Raw genomic sequence first — 16,996 nt, 5'->3', positions numbered from 1 at the left:
GAGGGGCTGCGATGATTCAATTGGAAAACAACCGATTAACGTTAAGGATCAATAAAAGCAATGGGGAAATTTGTGGTTTGTACGATAAGCTTAAAAAAAAGGAGTATATCTTGAGCCAACCGCAGTCCATTTCCTTTCGATTGGAAAGGGGTAGCGGAATCACGACGCAATATCGCCATTTTTCCTATATGTTGGACGAGTCTACCGAGGAAAAGAAAGCGGTACTGACGTGGGAAGTAGAAGCCGGTTTAACGGTGACAGGGACGATTATCGCCTCTTCCGCCACCGAAGAGTTTCGGTTTTATGCTAATGTAACAAATGAAACGAAGGAACCCGTCATTGGAGTAGAATATCCGATTATTCCCGATATCCAAGCGATTACAGCGGATGGGGCGGATGATTTTGTCGCCCATAGTTTTGCGACGGGCATTTGTATTCGCAACCCGTTGAAGCACTTTGAAAGTGAGGGTGTCGGCTTTAGACAGATGCCGTATCCCGAAGGTTTTTCCGGTGCTACGATGCAGTTTTTTTCCTATTATGGATTAAATCAAGGTGGTCTCTATTTTGCCGCACTTGATGGGGATGGATATGCAAAAGGGCTCAATTTCTACAAGAATGAGAGCGGCTTGCTGGAAGCCTCCTTTTTTCACGCCGCTGAGGATATCGGACCGCAGAAAGGGATAAAAGTGGAATATCCGATTGTAGTGCAGGCGCTTGAAGGAGAAGGGTGGGTTGAAGCTGCGGATCGCTATAAGGAGTGGGCGGTCCAGCAATTTTGGTGTAGAAAAGGTGTGCTTGCGAAACGAGACAAAGACGATTACGCCCCTTGGTTATATGAAGAGATGGGGGCCGCCACGTTTGGAATTAATGCGATGCATGATCGAAGCCGCTGGATCGATCGCTATCATGACTATATCCAAACCCCGCTTTTTCATATTCTAGGACCGGATTGGGTGAATCAAAGACAAAATTTTTACAACGGTGTACCCGGTGGCATGGATGATTGGTTCCCAACGCGCTTTCATCCGCATAATATCCAAACCCTCCAATCATACGGAGATAAATACGCTCCCTTTGAGTTTGACTATTTGTACAATATTTACGGTGCGGATGGGGAGCGTGGCCGAAAAGCGTTACAAAAGTTCCCTGAAGGAGAATCGCTACGCAGCATTGACAAGTATCAATTTCCGTTGATTTGTCCTGTCGCTCCTTATACACAAGATTTTCATGTGCGCCGGGATGAGCGCCTGCAGGAGGAAGCGGACGTCGATTCGATTTATTACGATATTTCCGCCAACAATATCCTGAAGGTCTGTTTGGATGATTCCCATGGTCACCCGGTCGGTGCAGGCAAACAAGTGACGATGGCGTACCGGCAAAACTATGGTAATACCAAAGCGGCCATGATAAAAAAAGCGGGCCGTTATATTCCAATGGGAACAGAAATGATGAACGAAGTCTTTTTGGATGTGCTCGACTATTATCAAGCCCGTGCCGGTGGACGACCGGCGGCTCCTCTTGAAGGATGGAACTTTCGCGAATTGCTCATTCAAGGCGAAGCAGAGCTGATTCCGATGTTTACCTATGTGTATCATGAATACGGTGCGCTTCGTCTCGACGGTTGGGGAAAGCTCGTGGAGGAGATCGGTTCCCTCTTTTATTTTACAGTGGCTCGTACATACTTATGGGGTGGATTGTATGAGTTAAATCATGAGTACAGTCCGATGGAAGTCGTCGATGGGAAAGAGAATGAGCGGTCGGAGCATTATTATTTATTTGAAGCGAGAGGCTATCGGCTGTCACCGGAACGAGCCCGCTATTTAGGGAAGTTTGCCCGTTTAAGAACCGGCAGCGGCAATCAATATCTGGCTTATGGAAAGATGTTAAGGCCACTATCGGTTCCATGTGAGCGGATCAAGGTGGACTGGTTTCATTACAATCATAGTAAGGGTTTAGAGGATTACAACCAGTCCGGCAAGTATGAAGTGGATGCGATCGTTCATTCCGGCTGGCAGTTTCAAAACGAATGCCTTGCTTTCTTTTTTGCCAATGTTACCGATGAACAAGCGGAGGTTTCCATCGATTTGGATATGAAAAAATATGTGCTTCCTCCCGGACGTTATCAGGTCAGAAAAATGGTCGATGATCGCGATATGGAGCCATTGTTCGTCATTGAGCACGATAATGTTCGCAAGGTGGAGTTCAATATTCCCGGAAAGAGCGTGGTCATGTTGGAAGTGATAAAAGCCGAAGAAAGAAAGGGTGAAGATGATGAATCGATTCAACGGCTTAGATATGGGCTTAGGCAACCTCGTGCGACTTTCCAATGCGAAAACACGGTCGATCAGTGCGGAAAATTTCACCGGTGAAAAAGGGAAAGGAGGAATGGCCACAGAAGGAACGGGTGCTCATAGTGCCCGCGAACTGGGGCAAGGGTGGAAAATATCTCCCTCTGTTGAGATTGAACCGGGAGCGGTATTTACCATGGCGGAGATTCGTGAACCGGGTGCCATCCAGCATATCTGGCTCACCTGTTTTCCCAACAGTTGGCGTCATCTGATTCTGCGAATGTATTGGGATGACGAAGAACAGCCGTCGGTAGAAGTACCGCTGGGGGACTTTTTTTGCAATGGTTGGTGCGAGAGAAGCAATGTCAATTCACTGCCGGTTGCCGTCAATCCAGCAGGTGGGATGAACAGTTACTGGCTGCTGCCCTTTCGCAAAAGTGCGAAGATTACGGTTGAAAACCGCATGCCGGAAAAAGTGGTCTTATACTATCAAATCGATTACACCTTGACCGATGTACCGGAAGATGCTGCCTATTTTCATGCCCAGTGGCGGCGAAGCAATCCGGTAAAATATAAAGACACCCATACCATTTTGGACGGTGTCAGAGGAAAAGGGCATTATGTCGGCACCTATCTCGCTTGGCAAGTAAACAATACCGGCTGGTGGGGGGAAGGGGAGATCAAGTTTTATCTGGATGGGGATCAACAATTTCCGACCATATGTGGAACCGGTACAGAAGATTATTTTGGCGGGGCGTGGAACTTTGAACATCCCCAAGGCGAGTATGGCTTGTTTTCCACGCCATTTCTCGGCCTTCACCAAGTGATCAAACCGGACGGCTTATATCGCAGTCAACAACGATTTGGCATGTATCGTTGGCACATCATGGACCCGATCCGGTTTGAAGAAGATTTACGGGTGACGATCCAGGCCCTTGGCTGGCGTTCGAATCAACGGTATTTGCCACTTCAGGACGATATCGCATCTGTTGCCTACTGGTATCAGGCTGAGCCGCATGCCCCGTTTGAACCATTACCGGATAATGACACTCTTGAGGTGATTTGAGGGGATATTTTGGGGATCGTTCTTGTTTGATTGAGTTTAGCGGAAACCCTTAGAAACTTCACTGCTGTTTAGACTGGAAGGTTCTACCCCGTTGGCCGTGACGGTTGTGTACCTGGATTGATTCGATTACTATCCATATATTTAAAGCCTCGATCAACCAAATAAATTATCCCGACCACCGCCAGATATATAAGTGGTAATAAAAAGCCATTCAACGGATACTCCGCCGCTTTTTGCACAAAAATGATCAACAATACCACTGCGAGAGGATACGGAAGCCATCCGATCCATGGTTGACGCAGGCTGGAGCGGAGCCAGAACAGCACAGCACTAATCGCCCAGATCATGCACGCAATGAACCAATTATGTTTCCATGGGGTGTTGGTGTAAAACAACAGCCGCTCACGGTCGACAACGGAAAAGTACCATTCTTGTGCAGGAAGTGTATCAAATGTAGTAAAAAAAATTGATCCCTCCTGCTTTAAAGGAAGGTTGGAAGCGACATCATATTTCCCCCGTGGCAAAATGATTTCCAAGCGGACGTGTGGCTCTCCTTCCCAATAACGAGCAGGGGTGAGATAGTATAAGTGGGAGAGGGCCGGGCTGACTTGACCGGCTTCATGATAAGCGACAGGGTCACGATACCGGATATGGATCTGGGTGGATTCTCCTGGTTGGAATGACAAGGGGATTTGTACTCCAAGCGGATGATGAGGATCCGTGATATATTCTGGAAAATCCATTGCCCCCTTCTGTGAGGAGTCGATCCCATTTTCCGGTTCTTGCGGTTCCCACTCTTGCGGGTGAACCACCTGGGGCTTTTTTATTGGGAGATGTTCACCATCTTGTGTCACTTGGAAGTTTGCATTTTTCAACTCTTTATGAAATTCCGGAAGGGATTCAGCATTACCTGGGGCAAGGAAAAACATTTGAATATGTCTCTGCTGATCTAAGGTATTCTTTAAACGGTATCTCACTTCCACCGCTGTCCGCCCTTGCCGAATGTTGGTGAAGGCCTCTTTATTCATATGGAAACGAACGGTTTCCTCTTCTAGTACAATCCCGGAGTTGGAATCAAACCAAATTTCTCCAGTCGCTTGTGGCTCACCCCTCACAGGGCCACCGTTGGCATCAACCTCAACCGGCAATAAGATTAACATCAACAGCCATAGGTACAATATGTGCTTTCCACGTACCAACACCACCGCAATTCCTCCCCTTGAGCCGGATATGACAATCCATTGAACAAAAATACTTTCCACTAAACCGATCGATGATCCTTTTTGGAACGCAGAAATAAACCGACCTTTCATAGAGAAGGTCGGTTATTTTGGTTTTGGTGGCTGTTTAGTGGGGAGTTCTTGATTGGTGTAAAATCGCGATGATGTGTAACGATCAAAATAAGTAGTTCATTTTAAGCAAAAAATATTTCTTTTGCAGGAGGAAAGCGTCGGAATCCGTCGAATATAAATCTTTGCCTTAAAATGAGGCAAATTTTTCATTTCTTGATGCTGGAATTAAATTTAACAATGTTGTATTTATGGGTAATAAAAGGAAAATAAAACCCAATCTCATTCAATCATACCCAGTCTTACCCATCGATCACAATTGAATATCAGAGAGGAGAAAGAAGCGTGTCTCAAAGCACAACGAAAAAGCTTTCCTGGATTTCAATCCTCGTAATCATTGCCATGTTGGGTTCATTGCTAATACCCGATTACCAGTTGGCTTACGCGGCGGCAAAAGAGGAAAATACAACGACGAAAAAGGAGAATACAAAACAGGAACTGCTTGACTTACGAACACAGTATTCGAAAACCTTTAAAAAAGGTGACGAATACATATTGGAAGAGTATTTGGAACCGATCCATGTGGAGAAAAAGGGCGAGTGAGTGGATATCGACAACGAGATCGAGCCGGTATCCCGCCAGTCGGCTCTCGATGACGAACTCCTCCTGGAAAATAAGGAGAACGAGTACCGTATCGGCTTTGCCAATAAAAGCACGGCCTCAAAATTGGTGCGATTTCAGCTGAATGAAGCGTACGTAGATTTTGGGTTGGTTGAGGGAAAAGAAGTCGATGCTGTTCATGAAGATAACCAGGTCTCCTATCCGTCGGTCTTTCCCAATGTCGACCTGGTGTACCATACAGGCAACACCAGTGTAAAAGAAGAATGGGTTCTCCACTCCTATGACGGAAAACGCAAGTCTTTTACCATGACCTTGAATACCGAAGGAGTGGAAGCGAAGCCGCAAAAAGACGGCTCGATTGACTTTTTGGATGCAAAGGGTAAAGCCGTTTTCACCATTCCCCGCCCTTTTATGATAGATGATAATCTCCGATACTCGGACAACATTCAGTTTACGATCCGCGAAGAGGGCAACCAAACGTTTTTAGATCTTAGCCTGGACCAAGAATGGTTGCAAGATCCGGAGCGGGCATATCCGGTCCGGGTGGACCCCTCCATCGTCATCCAGGGTAAATACAAAACCTACGACAGTTTTGTTGGAAGCAAGGATGAAAAAGAAAAGATAAAAACTACCAATTAACCACGTATCTGACAGTCGGAAATAACCCTGATCACGGCATCAGTCGATCTTTCATCAAATTTGCCTTGGAGCCGCTATTAAGCAGTGCTAAAATTCAGTCGGCCAAATTTAGTCTCTATCAGGTGAATGCGGACACGACACCTGAACGGGAAAATCTCCATCCCGTTACGGAGTATTGGAGCTCTTCAACTGTTACCTGGAGGAATCAACCGGCTGTTGGAGCAGCCATATCCAATCAAACCGTAGGCGGACCTGGGTGGGTGGACTTTTACCTGACCGATCTGGCACGGCAGTGGTATAGCGGTGAAGCTCCCAACTATGGGGTCTCCCTTCGTCACGCTACTGAGAGCAACAACCGCAAGTCCTATTGGTCCAGCGACTACACTGACAACAGTCTACGGCCTAAGTTGACGATTACTTATAATATTGACCCCTTGGGCAAAGAAGAGTTCTGGACCACTGTGGATTCCAATGTGAATACCTATAATGGTAATTTTTTCCTTTGTGATTGTTCTACCACATATGATGTCAGTATTCAGGGTCGTGGGATTCCAGCATCCGTGGAACGGGCCTACAACAGTCGCTCTACCGAAAGCGGGATCTTTGGCTATGGTTGGACTTCTAACATTGAGCAGCGCATCACCGACAATGGCCACGGTCCACTACTTTACACCGATGGAGACGGGACCACCCATACCTTTATCCCTAACGGTGACGGCACTTATCAGGCACCACCGGGAATCCACTTTGAGCTGACGAAAAAAAGTGGCTATACCCTGGAAGATAAGGACCAGACGAAATACCAGTTTAACACCACCGGTCGTCTGACCTCGATCACCGATGCTAACAACAACAAGACGACCATCAGCTATACGGGAAGTAATCCCACAAGTATCACCGATGCTTCTGGACGAAAAGTGAACCTTACTTTTAACACCAGCAACCGCGTCACCAAAGTGACCGATCCGGCCAATCGCACAACGGAATACACCTATGATACGGCTGGCAATCTTAAAACCGTAACTAAGAAGGATGCTGGCGATAAAACCTTATCTACTGTCACTTACGGATATGATACTGATCACAATCTGACGTCGATTAAGGATCCCAACGGCAACGATAAAACGGTGGAATACGACAGCGAAGATCGGGTGAAGCAGCTTTCCCAACGGGTTACTATCGGCGGAGAGAAAAAAGAAGCCACCACCTCGTTCCAGTACGACACTACCAACAAAATCACGACCGTCACCAACCCCAAGGGAACCAAGACCGTCTACACCCATAACGAATACGCTAATGTCGTTCAAATCACCCAGGATCCTATCGGGTTAAACGTCAAGCAAACATTTGAATATAACGATAAAAACGAGATGATTAGCCGAAAGGACGCTAATACTATTGCGATCAACAGTAATGCTACCTACCATTATACCTACGACGATAACGGCAATCTAACTAGCATTACCAATCCGCTCAATGAAAAATCGACGACGGAATACGATGAAAACAACAACCTTATCAGGGATACGGATCCAGAAGGAAACACTACCACCAACGAATATGACGATGAAAGCAACAAAACTTCTACTACAGACCCCTTAACCAAATCTTCGGCGATGATCTACGATGGTTACGGAAAAGTGATCGAAGAAACTACCGCTATGAGCCCAGGAGTAAACTTAGCTCGTAACGGTAGCCTAGAGAAGGGGAGTGGCAGCCTGGCGGATGGGTGGTATCAATTCCCGTCCGATTCAACCGCAGTCCGCTGGACCAACGGCGGGCTAACGGTAAACGGGGTAACTTTAGGGGATAAGAAGATCGAGATCGTCAACCCGACTGAAGATACCTTGATCGGTAGTGGCAGCAACTATACGATCCGCTATGATTCGAACCAGAGCTATTTTGCCAGTGGAATCGTACAAGTGGTAAATGCACAGGGGAAAGCCGGCATCCAGATTACAGGCTATGATAACGAAGACCGCATCACTGGTCGGATCAAGTCCAATGAAATCAGCGGCACCCAAGGGCCCATTCGTTTACATGCGGCGGCAGAAGCGGGAGCATTTCCGGCTAACACCATCAAGCTTCGAGTACGAGCCTACGCTTTCCATAACAACGGCCAAATTGCGGGAACCTATCGTTTTGACGGACTGCAGCTGGAAGAAGGTTTCCTTGGCGGGTACAACCTCCTTGAAAACTCCGGCATGGAACGGCCCAACGCTCAGAATGCTTCTATTCCCGACGGCTGGTTTATGTCACCCTTGACTGGCTCCTCCGATACCCTGGTTACCACCGATGCCCATACGGGGCAACGATCAGTTCGATTGGTCGGAGAGAAGGGTGTATATAAATCCATCTACCAGGATATTCCCATCAAGGGGAATGTGGGAGCTGTCTTTACCATCTCCGGTTTTTCCAAGGTGGAAAAGCCTGATCCTAACGGTGGCATTTATGGCTACATTGTCAGAACCTATTTGGGTTCGATGGAGCAGGAGACCTTCACCTATCATTTTGATAAGTTCAAATCCCACGATTGGCAACATCTTGCCCGTGAGATTAAAACAACGAAATCCTTTGACCGCATCCGTGTATTTTACCAATTTAGCGAACAAGACGGTGGGAGAGCTTGGTTCGACACTGCTAAAGTGATTCCCGGTTCAATTACCACGAAGTACGGATACGACAGCGACAAAAACTATCAAACCAAAATTACCGATTCAGAAGGACGCGTCATTGAGTCAGGATATGACACGGTGGGCAACCAGACTAGTGAGAAACAAGGGGCTGACACCACCACCTTCAGCTACGATGGTTTAGATCGTCTTACTAAAGTAATCGACCCCAAAAAAAATGAAACCAGCTACACTTATGACGGCAACGGTAATAAAACCAAGGTTATTAACGGCCACGGCAAAGAAACCATCTATGAATACAACGAACAAGACCAGGTACGAAAATCCATTGACGCAATGGGTGAATCTGTCCTTTTCACTCACGATCTAAACGGCAATTTAACAAAGATGTCCCAGCCCAACGGGAATACAATAACATATGATTATGACGCCATCGATCGGCAGGTCGCTGTCTCTTACAATGGAGAGAAGAGGTATTCCTTTGAATATGATCCCAACGGCAATGTCACGAAAGAGACGGATGAATCCAAGAAACAGTCTATCACCTTCACCTATGACGAAAATAATAAAGTTAAGACAGTAAAGGAACCTAATGACAACCAAACTGAATATATCTATGATAAAAACGGTAATGTTACAGAACAAAAATTAACCGCTGATAGTACGACAGTCACCCAAGGTTTCGACTTTAATGAAAATCTTCAAGTCACTCATGTTAAAGAAAATAGTAAAAATCGTGCCATCTACACATACGACGAGAATGATCGTTTTGTCAGCCGGAAGAATGAAGACGGTTCAGTCAGCCTCTTCTACTACAACGGTGCCAGTGACCTCGTGCAGCAAGTTGTCTTGGATAAAAACGGGGAGCAAAAAGAATCCTATACTTACACCTACAACAATAAGGGTAACATCACCCAGATTAAGGATTCTAAGGGTACCATAACGTATATGTATGACGAACTGGAGCAGCTGACCAAGGAAACCCGTCCGGATGGAACGGTGATGGAATATACTTACGATGCCACCGGTAATCGTCTGACCAAAAAAGTAACCAAGGATGGAACTATAACCACCACGATCTACACCTACGATGATGCCGATCAGTTGACCAAAGTGGACGGCCAAGCTTATATCTATGACAAAAACGGCAACCTGACAAGCGACGGCAAGCATAACTATGTCTATGATGCCGAAAACCGCCTTATTGCTGTGAAGGAAGGCGATAAGACGATCGCCTCCTATACCTATCGGGCCGACGGCATGCGAAAGACAATGACGATGGGCTCAACGACGTTGACGTTTCATTATGATGAGAATAAGAACGTCACCTATGAAACGAACCAAAACAACCAAATCGTAGCCAGCTACACTTATGGGGCAAATAACGAACTAGTCAGCATGACACGGGGTGGAAAGACATACTACTACCAAACCAACTATCGTGGGGATGTAATAGCCCTTACTGAGTCTACTGGAACGGAAGTAGCAAAGTATGAGTATGATGCCTTTGGGAATCTGTTGAAGGAAACGGGGAGTATAGAGAACCCGTATCGATATGCGGGGTATCGGTATGATAAGGAGTCGGGATTATATTACCTTCAAAATAGATATTACAACTCACAGGTCGGAAGGTTTTTATCCCGAGACAGTTTTATTGGATTTGAAATTCAGCCAATAAGCCTAAACAGATACACATATGGTTACAATAATCCAATTATAAATGTTGATCCTGATGGTAACATCTCACGTAGTTTGAAAAAAAAGCTGAGTAGAATATACCAAAATCATTGGCTAATTAACTATGGTTATCATTGTGGACCAGCTAGATGGTCCAATAGTCGAAAGGCCTTAGATGGGGTTGATGCATGTTGTATGGGACATGATAACTGTTATAAAGGCAAAGGTTTTTATAAATGCAGTTGTGATAGATCTCTTGTTAGATGCCTTAATGTAGCTATAAAGTATGGTTATTATAAAAGCAGAAGAGGTTATAATTTTGCAGTCCGAGCAAGGTGGTATTTTATAAAAATAGGCTCTCGCTATTGTGTATAAAGAATCTTTGTGAAGTAAGAAAGAAAAATAAAAAATGATTATGGCTATCAAAAGAAGCTGCTTACTTTTGTTAGCAGCTTCTTTTATATAAGGAGGAACAATGAGTAAGTTATTTTGAGATAGAAATAAGCTAATGACCGAATGAAGGCAGAGAAAATCAGTTAGGGAACACTAGTAAATCCAAGTGATCATTGATATATTGTGATCTCAAGTAAAACAATGTGAAAAATAGGTCTATTTCCAAAATGGTAAACTTAAGGGGGTTTTTTGTGAAAAAAAGGTTTCTTTCGTTGTTATTGTTATTACCCGCAATATTTGCAACAGGATGCACTAGTTTTATTTCAAGTATATTATCTGACGATACAACAGAATATTTACCGGATGGATTGCAAGAGATAGTAGATATTTCACCTGATGATTCAACGCTTCTTTTTTCATATAAAATCAATGATATCGCTTCAATTTATACTGCTGATGTGGATGGAAAAAACATCAAGCAGCTGACAAAGCCCAAAAAAGGTGAAGCTCATCTTTATCCGCGCTATTCTCCGGACGGAAAGAAGATTCTCTTTATATCCAGTAGTGACGAACAAAGGCGATCACCATTGATGATAATGGATCATGACGGATCAAATATCAAGCAACTGACTGATGATGATGAAATGATACAGGAAGCGATTTTTTCTCCGAATGGAAACAGAATTTATTTTATAAAAGCAACAGAATATGCGGAACTACCTTTATTGGCGGGACTCTATGGACCAATCAATCTTAACATCTTTTCAATGAATACGGATGGAACAGGGGAAAAGCAATTAACTGATTTTCAAAAAGGGGAATTGTATAACCTTATTGTTTCGGAAGATGAAAGTCAAATCAAATTTATAAAAAAGGATGATGATGAACCCTATTCTAACCAATTGTATACGATCGAGATGAATCAGCCAAAAGACATCAACAAGATTAATCTATCAAAAGAATTTATTGTAAATGTTGATATATCTTCTATGGATGATTCTATAGCTATCGCTGCAGTTGCAAAAGAAATTTTTTCGGATTCTGAGATATTCTTAGTTGATCCGGAAACAAACGAAACGGTACAAATCACTTCTCTTCAATCAGATACCAGTCATCCTCGTTTTTTTCATAAAAAGAAAAAGCTACTGTTTATGGAAATAATTCAGTCCGACCCAGATAAATATCCTCCTCAACATCAATTATGGTCTATCGATTTGCAGAGTAGGAAATTAGATAAAGTCAAGTTATTTTAGCAGAACATTAGAAAATAAGAATATGTCAATAACCTTTTTTCAGATCTTAAAAATGGTAAAGAAAAAGCCGGGGTAGGAATCACTCACTTCTCACCCGGCTTTATTGTACTATCCAGGGTACATATTAAGTAGAGTATATTCTAATGAAAAGACATTAGCTTTAGCAATAGAAAAAAATAACCCTTCACTTATAAAAGTCGGTCAACCAAATACACATTGGAAAAACTGGATTTGGTCCGATTTTGATAATCAATAATTAAAGTATGGGTAAGAATCTCAACCACCCTCTCGACATTGTGAGGGTGGTTGATTTTGAGCCTGGTAATGAAACACGCTCTTCTCTGGGGTGGAAATCCTGGAGCTAGCTTTCCCCTTCTGTTGAATTCGGCGACTGTTTAGCGGGAGACTCCCGCAGGATAAACCACCCATCTCTCACCTGTTTATACCGATGACGGTTGCTCTTTTTAAGCGGACAGAAGTCACAGCGACCGCCAGGGCGTTGCTTGTAGCATTCGATACAGCGGATCGGCTTTGGGCCGCCCGTCGTCACTGGGAAGCCAACCGATCGCAGAAGGCTTTGGCATAGGGGGCCAAGTCTGGGGGGCGGCGGCTGGAGATGAGGTTTCCGTCGATGACGACGGGTTCATCCACCCAGATGGCACCGGCGTTGGTCATATCGTCCTTGATGCCGGGAGTGGAAGTCACCTTGCGTCCTTTAAGGATATTGGCGGAGATTAGCACCCATCCGGCATGGCAGATTTGACCGATCGGTTTGTTGGTACGGTCCGCCTCCTGTACCAATTTTAATACTGACCGATAGCGACGGATTTTATCAGGCGCCCATCCGCCGGGTACGAGGACGGCATCATAATTTTCCGCTTTCATGTCGGCAAAAGCGAGATCGCTTGTGGCGGGCACGCCGTATTTTCCGATATAGACTTGATTTGCCTCCGGCCCGGCCAAATCGATGTGTGCCCCTTCTTCTTGCAGACGGATAATCGGATACCATAGTTCCAGATCTTCAAATTCTTGTTCGACAAAACAGACGACTTTTTTTCCTTGTAGCCGCATGGGAAAGCCTCCTTCAAGGGGATAATCAACGGGATAATCCGTTCGAATATATGGAAACCTTACAAACCTTGAATCGGAAAGCTCCTTCAGTTAGAATAAAATGAGAATCAAATGAGAATGAGTTTAAAAAGCTATTGCTCACTTCACTCTTTTTATCGTATCACAACCCAAAACACCCGCAAACTGAGAAATAAAACGATGATGCTGTCGAAATCAGGCGACAGTACGGTTTTATGATTTGGTTTGCGTATCATATATGGTGAATGGGAAAAATTGGAGGAATGCAGCCATGTCAACGTCACCCAAACTCACAATAAAAGATTTGCATGTGGCCATCGAAGAAAAAGAGATTCTCAAAGGGGTTGACCTCGAGGTAAAAGGCGGGGAGATCCATGCGATCATGGGTCCCAACGGAACAGGTAAATCCACCCTGGCGCAAGCACTGATGGGACATCCGCGCTATGAAGTAACCGGGGGCAACGTGGAACTGGACGGTGAAGACGTCCTGGAGATGGAAGTGGATGAACGGGCCCGCAAAGGAATGTTTCTCGCGATGCAGTATCCCAGCGAGATCAGTGGAGTGACCAACTCCGATTTCCTGCGTAGCGCCGTCAACGCCAAACGCGGCGAAGGCAACGAAATCTCCATCATGAAGTTCATCAAAGAGATGGACAAAAAGATGGATAGCCTCAATATGGATGAATCCTTTGCCAACCGCTACCTAAACGAAGGCTTCTCCGGCGGGGAGAAAAAACGGAACGAAATTTTGCAATTGCTGATGCTGGAACCGCGCATTGCGATTTTAGATGAAATCGACTCCGGTTTGGACATTGACGCCCTCAAAGTAGTGGCGGACGGCGTCAACTCGTTGCGCAATCCCAACACGGGTTTCCTGATCATCACCCACTATCAACGGCTGTTGAACTACATTAAACCAGACTTTGTTCATGTGACGATGCAGGGTCGCATTGTCAAATCCGGCGGACCGGAACTGGCGGAACGGTTGGAAGCGGAAGGGTACGATTGGGTGAAGGAAGAGTTGGGAATCGAAGACGAAACCGTTGAGTCTAAGGCTTAAGGCGGGGAGGCACTCGAATGAGCTTAAATACGGAACAACTCTTTGACCGCCAACTGGTGACCCAACTTTCCCAATCCCAGAACGAACCCACCTGGGTGTTGGAAAACCGCCTCCAAGCCTTGGAAGCCGCCTCCCAACTGCCGCTTCCTAAGTTGGAGAAAACACGGATCGACAATTGGAACTTTACCGATATTCACCCGGTTAATACGGAAACGGCCGTTGCTTCCACCGATCAGTTGCCGGAAGGAATCCGCCAGTTTGTTTCTTCTGACGAGGAAACCAATCTGTTGGTACAGAAAAACTCCAGCTCGGTTTACACCCGTTTGTCGGAATCCTTGGCAAACCAAGGAGTTATCTTTACCGATCTGGTGACGGCGTTGATCCAGCACCCGGAGCTGGTTCAATCCCATTTTATGACCGACGGCATTCGCCCTGATGAGCACAAATTGGCGGCATTACACGCTGCCCTATGGAGCGGTGGTGCCTTCCTCTATATACCGAAGAACGTGGAAGTGGAGACGCCGTTCCAGGTATTATTTTGGGTGGAGGGCGAAAATATCGGGACATTCCCCCATCTGTTGGTGGTGGCGGATTCCCACAGCAAAGCCCATGTGATTGCCAACTTTGTATCTGATGATGAGACAAAAGCCGTCGTCAACGGCATGGTGGAAGTGTTTGCCGGTGATGGTTCCAACCTGACATTGGCCAGCCTTCACACCCATGGCAAAGGGACGACCGATGTCGCTTACCGTCGGACTGTCGTTGGCAAGGACGCTCAACTGGAGTGGATTGTAGGTGACCTGAACCAAGGACGCACTGTCTCCGACAATACCACCCATATGAAAGGAAGCGGCGGTAATGCGCAGATCAAGTCGATTACGGTTGGTGCCCATGAAGAGCGTGCCAATATTACTTCCACCGTTCGCCATTGGGGGACCCACACCGAGAGTGATATTACCGCCCGCGGTGTGATGAAGGATAAGGCCCAAACCATTTTGAACGGGATCACCAAGATTGAAAAGGGTGCGAGAAAAGCCAACGGTGTACAAGCGGAAAAAGTGTTGATGCTAAACCGCGAAGCCCGCGGCGATGCCAATCCGATTCTGCTGATCGAGGAAAACGACGTACAAGCGGGTCACGCCGCCAGCGTGGGCCGGATCGATCCGATTCAGATGTTTTATCTGATGTCACGGGGCCTTTCCAAACGAGAAGCGGAACGTCTGATCATCTTCGGCTTCGTCGGGCCGGTTTTGGACACGATTCCTTTTGCTTCCCTAAAAGAACGGATCAGCAGCGTCATTGAAAGGAAGCTGGATTAGATGAACCGTTACGCCAAGGATTTTCCCATTCTCGATCAGAACGTGAATGGGCACCCGTTGGTTTATCTGGATAGCGCGGCAACCAGCCAAAAGCCGTTTGCGGTGATTGACGCGGTTGAACGGTATTATAAAGAGAACAACTCCAATGTTCACCGTGGAGTACACACCCTTGGAAGCAGAGCGACGGATCAGTATGAGGGTGCTCGTGAGAAGGTGCGCCGTTTTATCGGCGCTTCTTCCACAAAGGAGATTGTATATACCCGTGGAACCACCACTTCGCTCAATCTGGTCGCATCCAGCTATGCCCGTAGTCGGTTACAAGCAGGGGATGAAATCGTCATTTCCCCCTCCGAACACCACAGTAACCTGATTCCTTGGCAGCAGGCGGCAAAGGCGACCGGCGCCACCTTGAAGTATTTTGAGCTGGAGCCGGACGGCACGCTGGATCTAAAGAAAGCGGAGGCTGTGATTACGGATCGCACCAAATTGGTGGCGATCGCCTATGTTTCCAATTCATTGGGGACGATCTTCCCGGTAAAAGAGTTAGCGGCGATCGTGCATCGTCATGGCGGCGTCCTGGTAGTAGACGGGGCACAGGCGGTTCCGCATTTTAAAGTGGATGTCCAGGATCTGGATTGCGACTTTCTCGCTTTTTCCGGCCACAAAATGATGGCTCCCACCGGAATCGGGGTACTATACGGAAAAGAATCCCTGCTGGAGCAGATGGAACCGATGGAATTCGGCGGCGAGATGATCGATCATGTGGATCTATATGAGAGCACATGGAAAGAGCTTCCCTGGAAATTTGAAGGGGGTACCCCGATCATCGCTGGTGCGATCGGCTTAGGAGCCGCCATCGATTATTTGGAACAGGTGGGCATGGATGTGGTGGAAGCCTATGACCGGGATCTGACCCGCTATGCGTTGGAGCGGTTGTCGACATTGGAAGGGGTGGAGATCTACGGTCCCCGTGAAAATCGGGTTGGTTCCGTTCTCTTCAATGTCGACGGTGTTCACCCCCATGATGTGGCCACTGTCCTGGATGCGGAGGGAATCGCCGTCCGTGCCGGTCATCACTGTTGCCAACCGTTGATGCGTTGGTTAGAGGTGTCGGCCACTGCCCGCGCCAGTTTCTACCTGTATAACGATGAAGCGGATGTTGATCGATTGGTGGCGGGATTACAAAAAACGAAGGAGTATTTTGGCAATGTCCTTGGATGATCTGTACCGGCGCGTTATTATGGACCATTACCAAAAGCCCCGCAACCGTGGTACGATCGAAGACGGTGCCGTTACCGTCGATTTGAATAATCCCACTTGCGGGGATCGCATCTCACTGCAGATGCGAGTGGAAGATGGTACAATAGAAGAAGCAAAGTTCCTTGGTGAGGGTTGCTCCATCAGTTTGGCGTCCGCCTCGATGATGACCGAAGCGGTGAAAGGCCTAAAGGTGGAGGAAGCACTTCGATTTGTCGACCTTTTCTCCAATATGATGCAAGGGGAAGACGTCGATACCGACCAATTTCCGCTGGAGGACATCGAAGCCTTACAGGGTGTAGCCAAGTTTCCGGCTCGCATTAAGTGTGCCACCCTGGCGTGGAAAGCGTTGGAAAAAGGCGCTGAGGAAATCGATCGCAAAACGGCTGACCAATCCTGATGAGGAGGGATT

12 protein-coding genes are annotated in these 16,996 nt (G+C 46.5%); 10 read left to right on the top strand and 2 right to left on the bottom strand.

The features are described 5' to 3' along the window. Positions 1 to 11 precede the first annotated feature (11 nt). On the top strand, positions 12 to 2,369 hold the full coding sequence (locus C8J48_RS11860) for a DUF6259 domain-containing protein (RefSeq protein WP_107727066.1): 2,358 nt from the start codon (positions 12 to 14) through the stop codon (positions 2,367 to 2,369). Continuing rightward, a complete protein-coding gene (locus tag C8J48_RS11855; protein WP_107727064.1) occupies positions 2,272 to 3,354 on the top strand; it encodes a glycoside hydrolase family 172 protein in 1,083 nt (360 codons plus the stop codon). The genes C8J48_RS11860 and C8J48_RS11855 overlap by 98 nt, the downstream gene beginning before the upstream one ends. 83 nt (positions 3,355 to 3,437) lie before the next feature. On the opposite strand, the gene C8J48_RS11850 is transcribed toward C8J48_RS11855, so the two are convergent. Further along, positions 3,438 to 4,559: a hypothetical protein gene (locus tag C8J48_RS11850; protein ID WP_107727062.1), complete on the bottom strand. Its 1,122-nt coding sequence runs from the start codon at positions 4,557 to 4,559 to the stop codon at positions 3,438 to 3,440. 429 nt (positions 4,560 to 4,988) lie between these two features. Between C8J48_RS11850 and C8J48_RS11845 the strand changes: the two genes are divergently transcribed. The 4 genes from C8J48_RS11845 to C8J48_RS11830 all read left to right on the top strand — a co-directional run bounded on the left by C8J48_RS11845 (position 4,989) and on the right by C8J48_RS11830 (position 11,859). Next, on the top strand, positions 4,989 to 5,246 hold the full coding sequence (locus C8J48_RS11845; protein WP_107727060.1) for a hypothetical protein: 258 nt from the start codon (positions 4,989 to 4,991) through the stop codon (positions 5,244 to 5,246). After that, the gene (locus tag C8J48_RS11840; protein WP_107727058.1) at positions 5,247 to 5,903 is read left to right on the top strand and encodes a hypothetical protein; all 657 of its coding nucleotides are present in this window, start codon (positions 5,247 to 5,249) and stop codon (positions 5,901 to 5,903) included. It begins immediately after the preceding gene. An 8-nt stretch (positions 5,904 to 5,911) separates the two neighbouring features. Then, a complete protein-coding gene (locus C8J48_RS11835) occupies positions 5,912 to 10,588 on the top strand; it encodes a DNRLRE domain-containing protein (RefSeq protein WP_342748251.1) in 4,677 nt (1,558 codons plus the stop codon). A gap of 269 nt (positions 10,589 to 10,857) precedes the next feature. Beyond that, positions 10,858 to 11,859 (top strand): TolB family protein, encoded by a 1,002-nt coding sequence (locus tag C8J48_RS11830; protein ID WP_170105427.1) that lies wholly within the window; start codon positions 10,858 to 10,860, stop codon positions 11,857 to 11,859. A 546-nt stretch (positions 11,860 to 12,405) separates the two neighbouring features. Here the strand turns inward: C8J48_RS11830 and C8J48_RS11825 are convergent. Then, a complete protein-coding gene (locus C8J48_RS11825; protein WP_107727052.1) occupies positions 12,406 to 12,930 on the bottom strand; it encodes a type 1 glutamine amidotransferase domain-containing protein in 525 nt (174 codons plus the stop codon). 289 nt (positions 12,931 to 13,219) lie between these two features. Between C8J48_RS11825 and sufC the strand changes: the two genes are divergently transcribed. From sufC to sufU, 4 genes are read left to right on the top strand one after another with little or no spacing between them, the layout of a single operon-like run. Next, positions 13,220 to 14,008 carry a Fe-S cluster assembly ATPase SufC gene (gene sufC, locus C8J48_RS11820; RefSeq protein ID WP_107727050.1) on the top strand — a complete coding sequence of 263 codons (789 nt, stop codon included), beginning with the start codon at positions 13,220 to 13,222 and terminating at the stop codon, positions 14,006 to 14,008. A 17-nt stretch (positions 14,009 to 14,025) separates the two neighbouring features. After that, on the top strand, positions 14,026 to 15,327 hold the full coding sequence (gene sufD / locus C8J48_RS11815) for a Fe-S cluster assembly protein SufD (protein ID WP_107727048.1): 1,302 nt from the start codon (positions 14,026 to 14,028) through the stop codon (positions 15,325 to 15,327). Continuing rightward, on the top strand, positions 15,328 to 16,548 hold the full coding sequence (locus tag C8J48_RS11810; RefSeq protein WP_107727045.1) for a cysteine desulfurase: 1,221 nt from the start codon (positions 15,328 to 15,330) through the stop codon (positions 16,546 to 16,548). Continuing rightward, complete coding sequence (gene sufU, locus C8J48_RS11805; protein ID WP_107727043.1) at positions 16,535 to 16,984, top strand: Fe-S cluster assembly sulfur transfer protein SufU; 450 nt, start codon at positions 16,535 to 16,537, stop codon at positions 16,982 to 16,984. The genes C8J48_RS11810 and sufU overlap by 14 nt, the downstream gene beginning before the upstream one ends. Positions 16,985 to 16,996 lie beyond the last annotated feature (12 nt).

The sequence above is a fragment of the Desmospora activa DSM 45169 genome (assembly GCF_003046315.1).
Taxonomy (GTDB): Bacteria; Bacillota; Bacilli; order Thermoactinomycetales; family DSM-45169; genus Desmospora; species Desmospora activa.
The sequence above is the reverse complement of the archived record's forward strand: the minus strand, read 5'-3'. Positions and strand labels throughout refer to the sequence as shown.

What these genes read in the sequence shown, in the direction of transcription:
- C8J48_RS11860 (WP_107727066.1), top strand. Translation starts at nt 12, where the DNA reads ATGATTCAATTGGAAAACAACCGATTAACGTTAAGGATCAATAAAAGC.
- C8J48_RS11855 (WP_107727064.1), top strand. Translation starts at nt 2,272, where the DNA reads ATGAATCGATTCAACGGCTTAGATATGGGCTTAGGCAACCTCGTGCGA.
- C8J48_RS11825 (WP_107727052.1), bottom strand. Translation starts at nt 12,930, where the DNA reads ATGCGGCTACAAGGAAAAAAAGTCGTCTGTTTTGTCGAACAAGAATTT.
- sufC (WP_107727050.1), top strand. Translation starts at nt 13,220, where the DNA reads ATGTCAACGTCACCCAAACTCACAATAAAAGATTTGCATGTGGCCATC.
- sufD (WP_107727048.1), top strand. Translation starts at nt 14,026, where the DNA reads ATGAGCTTAAATACGGAACAACTCTTTGACCGCCAACTGGTGACCCAA.
- C8J48_RS11810 (WP_107727045.1), top strand. Translation starts at nt 15,328, where the DNA reads ATGAACCGTTACGCCAAGGATTTTCCCATTCTCGATCAGAACGTGAAT.
- sufU (WP_107727043.1), top strand. Translation starts at nt 16,535, where the DNA reads ATGTCCTTGGATGATCTGTACCGGCGCGTTATTATGGACCATTACCAA.